The following is a 4484-nucleotide window of genomic DNA, read 5'->3' on the forward strand; positions in this document are numbered from 1 at the left end:
GGCCCGCCCCATCGGCGGCCACGCGGCGGGCGCCCTGCAGGTGATCCGGGACACGCGCGCCGCCGGCGGCACCGTCGTCGCGACCGGGGGATGCTTCGACCTCGTCCACGCCGGCCACGCGCGCACGCTCGCCGCGGCCCGCGCGCTCGGCGACTGCCTGGTCGTGCTCCTCAACTCCGACGACTCGGTGCGCCGCCTCAAGGGCCCCGAGCGGCCGATCATGACCGAGGAGGACCGCGTCGACCTCCTCATGTCGCTCGGCGTGGTGGACGCGGTGGTGCTGTTCTCCGAGGACACCCCCGAGGAGGCGCTCCGCACCCTCAAGCCCGACCTGTGGGTGAAGGGCGGCGACTACCGCGCCGAGGACCTGCCCGAGTCGGCCGTCATCGCCGAGTGGGGCGGCCAGGCCGTGACCGTGCCGTACCACCCGGGCCGCTCGACCACGAAGCTCGCCGGCGCGCTCGCCCGCGTCGGCTGACCGACCACCCGCCCATCACCGCACCGCACCGCACCGCCCGCGCCGCTCGACCCGCGCGGGATCCGCACCACGAGAGGAACACCCATGACCGACTCCCCCCAGACCGACGCCGCACCCGCCGCTCCCCGCACCCCGCGCACGGGCCGCGTCCTCATCACCGGCGGCGCGTCCGGCCTCGGCGCGGCGGTCGCGCAGGCGGTCCTCGCGGCCGGCGGCGAGCCCATCGTCCTCGACCTCGACACCTCGAGCGTCACCGGCATGGAGGCGCACCGCGTCGACGTCTCCGACACCCGCGCCACCGAGGCGCTCGTCACCGAGATCGCCCAGGCGCACGGCGGCCTCGACGCGGTCGTCACCGCGGCCGGCATCGACCGCTGCGGCCGCCTCGTCGACGTCGCGCCGACCGAGTGGGAGAAGGTGATCGGCGTGAACCTCATGGGCACCGTCGCCGTCGTCCGCGCGGCCCTGCCGTTCCTCACCGAGTCGCACGGCCGCGTCGTCACCGTCGCGTCGTCGCTCGCCATCAAGGCCGTCTCCGACGCGACCGCCTACTGCGCCTCCAAGTTCGGCGTGCTCGGCTTCACGCGGGCCCTCGCCGCCGAGACGAAGGGCGAGGTCGGCGTGACCACGCTGATCCCCTCCGGCATGAGGACGCGCTTCTTCGACGACCGCGACCCCAAGTACAAGCCCGGCTCCGACGCGAACCTCAACGACCCGGCCGCGGTGGCCGACTCGGTCATGTTCGTCCTCGGCCAGCCCCGCGGCTGCGAGATCCGCGAGCTCGTCATCACCCACGAGCTCGAGGACAGCTGGCCCTGATCCGCGGCTGACCCGCGCCCGAAGCGCCCCGCGCACGACACGAGCCCGGCCCCGCATCGCGCGGGTGCCGGGCTCGTCTCATGAACGGGACAACTGGCGAGCGGTAAACCCCGAGGCACCTTGCCGGCACATCGCGCGTCACGCGATGGCGACCCCCGTCAGTACCAGGGAGATGATCGAGATCAGGAGGACGAGTGCCGTCCCGAGCGCGGGGATCGCACGGGTGCGTCTTCCTGCCGCCATCACCCCGATCACCCCGACGACCGTCAGCACCACGCTGACCCCCAGCCCCCATCGAGCCAATTCGAACGCGAAGTCGCCGAGACCGTAGTCGCATGGTCGAGCCCGCTCGGCACAGCCGCCGAAGGCCATCCCGCTCATGAGCACGCAGAAGTAACCCGCCCCGGCGACCAGCAGCTGGGTCACCAGCAATCCCGCTGTCACCCTCCTGTCGCTGGCACGCCGATGAGCATCGGTCGCGAACGCCTCACTCATGTCCTTGCCCATCCCCATCCTCTCCGTTGCGCGATGTCCCACCGCGACGCCGATGAAGACCCTAGTCAGCCGAGTACAAGAAGCTCTCGAGAAACCCATAGGCCAATCGCTGAGTATAAGAATTGGAGTACGACTCATGAGCCGCCTCCGAGTCTCCGCTCTGGCAGAATCTGTCGTTCTCGACGCACCAAGATCGCACCATCGCGATGGGGAATGAGCTCAGGGTCGACGCCTTCGCATAACCATCAAATGCCCCTTCGGCTCGAACGAAGATCCCATGACCGCTGCCGTTTCCGTCGGCGTTCCATCGCTCACCATCCCGATATGTGGGATCTCCGAACAGCACCACACCGTCAAGCAGAGTGCGGGCATGCAGCGACAGAGCATTCTTGTCCGCGAGCACATCGCCGATGACGTGAGCACCTTGCGAATAGCCCGCCAGATGGATATTGGTCGACGGGCAGTTGGCTGCCAATGAATTTATCTCGGCCCGAAGAACACCGACGCCTTGCCGTTCGCTCAAGAAGTAGTTGGGGTCGACTAGATTGGGGACGATGGTTGCGGGATACCGCAGTGCCTCCTCGTAGACCGGGAGATTAGGGTCATCCTTCAGCAGTTGCATGACACCCGCAAGTCTCGGCCCGAAACCCCCGGTACCTTGTGCGTAGGTGTACGGCGTCACCCCGGACCCGCTACCCGCGCTCTCTCCCGATCCCCGCACCCCGATGATCGTGACGAATCCACACCGGTCTCCTGATGTGGCGGCCTGCGCGGGACCACCAACTAGGGTGAATACGGCGGCCATCGCCAAGCACGCCGCTCCCGTCGCTCGCCGCGGATGCCGCACTCTCGCCGGCTTGTACGCGAACCCTGCCCGATCGCTATCCACATCTCCCCGCACGTACATGCACCTTTCTCCACTCAAACCACATGAGACCCCGCCCAGTCGGCGCTTGCCCTCGAGGCAGAATCCGAAAAGCCTCGCGAGCCCGAGAGTAGCGAGCGTTCACATTTGCTCGGGAGCGGAATTCGCGCCCCTTGTCATGCTCCGTCTTGACTGATATGGAAGTCGACGAGTCGGTGCCGTCGTGAAGCCGCGTTCGCGCTGGCGCGGAATCGCAGCAGGCAAGCTCGTCATCACCCACGAGCTCGGGGACGGCTGGCCGTTATCGGCGGCTGATACGCGCCCACCGCATCCTCCGCGCGAGACGAGCCCGGCCACGAATCGCGCGGGTCGGGCTCGTGTCGTCTCGAGGATGAGCAAGGACCAGTGCCGCGGCCCTGTCGCCCCACCCCGGCGCGGCACGTTCGCGCGGCACCCGTCGCCCGGCGCGCCGCGTGCGCCCGGCGGGGTGCCCCGGCCCGTCGAAGGCGTGCTCGTACTCGTCGTAGCTCATCGGGCTCTGGACGTCGGGTCGGGGGATCCGGCACGGTAGCGATCGCACGATCGCATCTGACGGGTGCCCTCCACATCCCGCCCTGGCGACGAGCGCCCGGCGCACGTCCCGGCGTCGCCGACCGACCCGACCATCTGCTGACCGTCCGGGCCTGAGCGGACTTCCCCCGTCCCGGGACCGGCCCAGCGCATAGCCTCGGACCAGCGGGCATCCGCAGGAACTGGATCACATGCAGCACAGCCGCCATCCCCTCCGCTCCGCGACGACCCTCCTCCTGGGACTCGCCCTCACCGCCGGTCTCCTCGGCGCCGCCGCTCCGGCGAGCGCGGCCGAGTCTCCCGGCACGACCGACACCACCGGCACGCCCCCGACCTCCGACGCCCGCCTCCGCTTCGGCGTCGCGACCCCGGGCGGCCCCACGGCGGGCGCCGAGCTCGACCAGGTGGCGGCCCTGGTCGGCGAGAGCCCCAGCATCGTGCTCTCCTACGCCGACGGCACGCAGGCGCCCCCGATCGCCGCGCTCGACGCGGTCGCCGCGCGCGGGGCCGAGTCCCTCCTCACCTGGGAGCCGTGGGTCGCCGGATCCGGCGTCGACCAGCCCGCCGTCGCGAACGCGGCCATCGCCCGCGGCGACCACGACGCGTACCTCCGCGACTGGGGCACGCAGCTGGCCCGCTGGGGCGGCCCGGTCTTCCTCCGGTACGCGCACGAGATGAACGGCGACTGGTACCCGTGGGCCGAGGGCGTCAACGGCAACGCGCCGGGCTCGTACGCCGCGGCCTGGCGGCACGTCCACGACGTCGTCGTCGCGCAGGGCGCCACGAACGTGCGGTGGGTGTGGACCCCGAACGTGCCCTACCCCGGATCCACCGACCTCGCGGCCCTCTACCCGGGCGACGCGTACGTCGACGTCGTCGGGCTCGACGGCTACAACTGGGGCACGGGCGTCGCCGGCCACGCGTGGACCGCGCCGGCCGACCTGCTCGCCCCGGGCCTCGCGGAGCTGCGGCGCATCGCGCCGGGGAAGCCGGTCGTCATCGCCGAGACGGCGTCGTCCGAGGTCGGCGGATCCAAGGCCGCCTGGATCCGGGACCTCGTCGCGTACCTGCAGGCGCAGCCCGACGTCCACGCCGTCGTCTGGTTCGACTACGCCAAGGAGGCGGACTGGCGCATCGACAGCTCGGCCGCGTCCGCCGACGCCCTCCGCGACGCGCTGGCGCTCCGCCGCCGCTGACCCCGCGACGCCGTCGGGCAGGCACGGTCGAGCGCCGCGCCGCGAGCGCCGGGCCGTCAGC

5 protein-coding genes are annotated in these 4484 nt (G+C 71.1%); 3 read left to right on the forward strand and 2 right to left on the reverse strand.

The window, feature by feature from the left end; all coding sequences use genetic code 11:
- Window positions 1–478, forward strand: a 478-nt coding sequence (gene rfaE2, locus Q6969_RS13185) for a D-glycero-beta-D-manno-heptose 1-phosphate adenylyltransferase (RefSeq protein ID WP_317230844.1), incomplete at its 5' end; no start/stop codon positions are given.
- An 84-nt stretch (window positions 479–562) separates the two neighbouring features.
- Entirely contained in the window at window positions 563–1297 is a 735-nt protein-coding gene (locus tag Q6969_RS13190; RefSeq protein WP_317230845.1) for an SDR family oxidoreductase, read from the forward strand.
- Between the two features lie 138 nt (window positions 1298–1435).
- Here Q6969_RS13190 and Q6969_RS13195 read toward each other — a convergent pair whose 3' ends face one another.
- Together Q6969_RS13195 and Q6969_RS13200 are read right to left on the reverse strand one after the other, a co-directional pair.
- On the reverse strand, window positions 1436–1804 hold the full coding sequence (locus tag Q6969_RS13195; protein WP_317230846.1) for a hypothetical protein: 369 nt from the start codon (window positions 1802–1804) through the stop codon (window positions 1436–1438).
- Between the two features lie 49 nt (window positions 1805–1853).
- Entirely contained in the window at window positions 1854–2414 is a 561-nt protein-coding gene (locus Q6969_RS13200) for a cutinase family protein (protein WP_317230847.1), read from the reverse strand.
- Window positions 2415–3418: 1004 nt separating this feature from the next.
- On the opposite strand from Q6969_RS13200, the gene Q6969_RS13205 reads away from it, so the two are divergent.
- Window positions 3419–4423, forward strand: coding sequence for a glycosyl hydrolase (locus Q6969_RS13205; protein ID WP_317230848.1), 1005 nt, complete (start codon window positions 3419–3421; stop codon window positions 4421–4423).
- Window positions 4424–4484 lie beyond the last annotated feature (61 nt).

The organism is Clavibacter sp. MX14-G9D, from assembly GCF_032917815.1.
GTDB lineage: Bacteria > Actinomycetota > Actinomycetes > Actinomycetales > Microbacteriaceae > Clavibacter > Clavibacter michiganensis_K.

Excerpts from the sequence above, each read along its gene's own strand:
- Q6969_RS13200 (WP_317230847.1), bottom strand. The coding sequence starts at position 2,414 with ATGCAACTGCTGAAGGATGACCCTAATCTCCCGGTCTACGAGGAGGCA.
- Q6969_RS13205 (WP_317230848.1), top strand. The coding sequence starts at position 3,419 with ATGCAGCACAGCCGCCATCCCCTCCGCTCCGCGACGACCCTCCTCCTG.
- Q6969_RS13195 (WP_317230846.1), bottom strand. The coding sequence starts at position 1,804 with ATGGGCAAGGACATGAGTGAGGCGTTCGCGACCGATGCTCATCGGCGT.
- Q6969_RS13190 (WP_317230845.1), top strand. The coding sequence starts at position 563 with ATGACCGACTCCCCCCAGACCGACGCCGCACCCGCCGCTCCCCGCACC.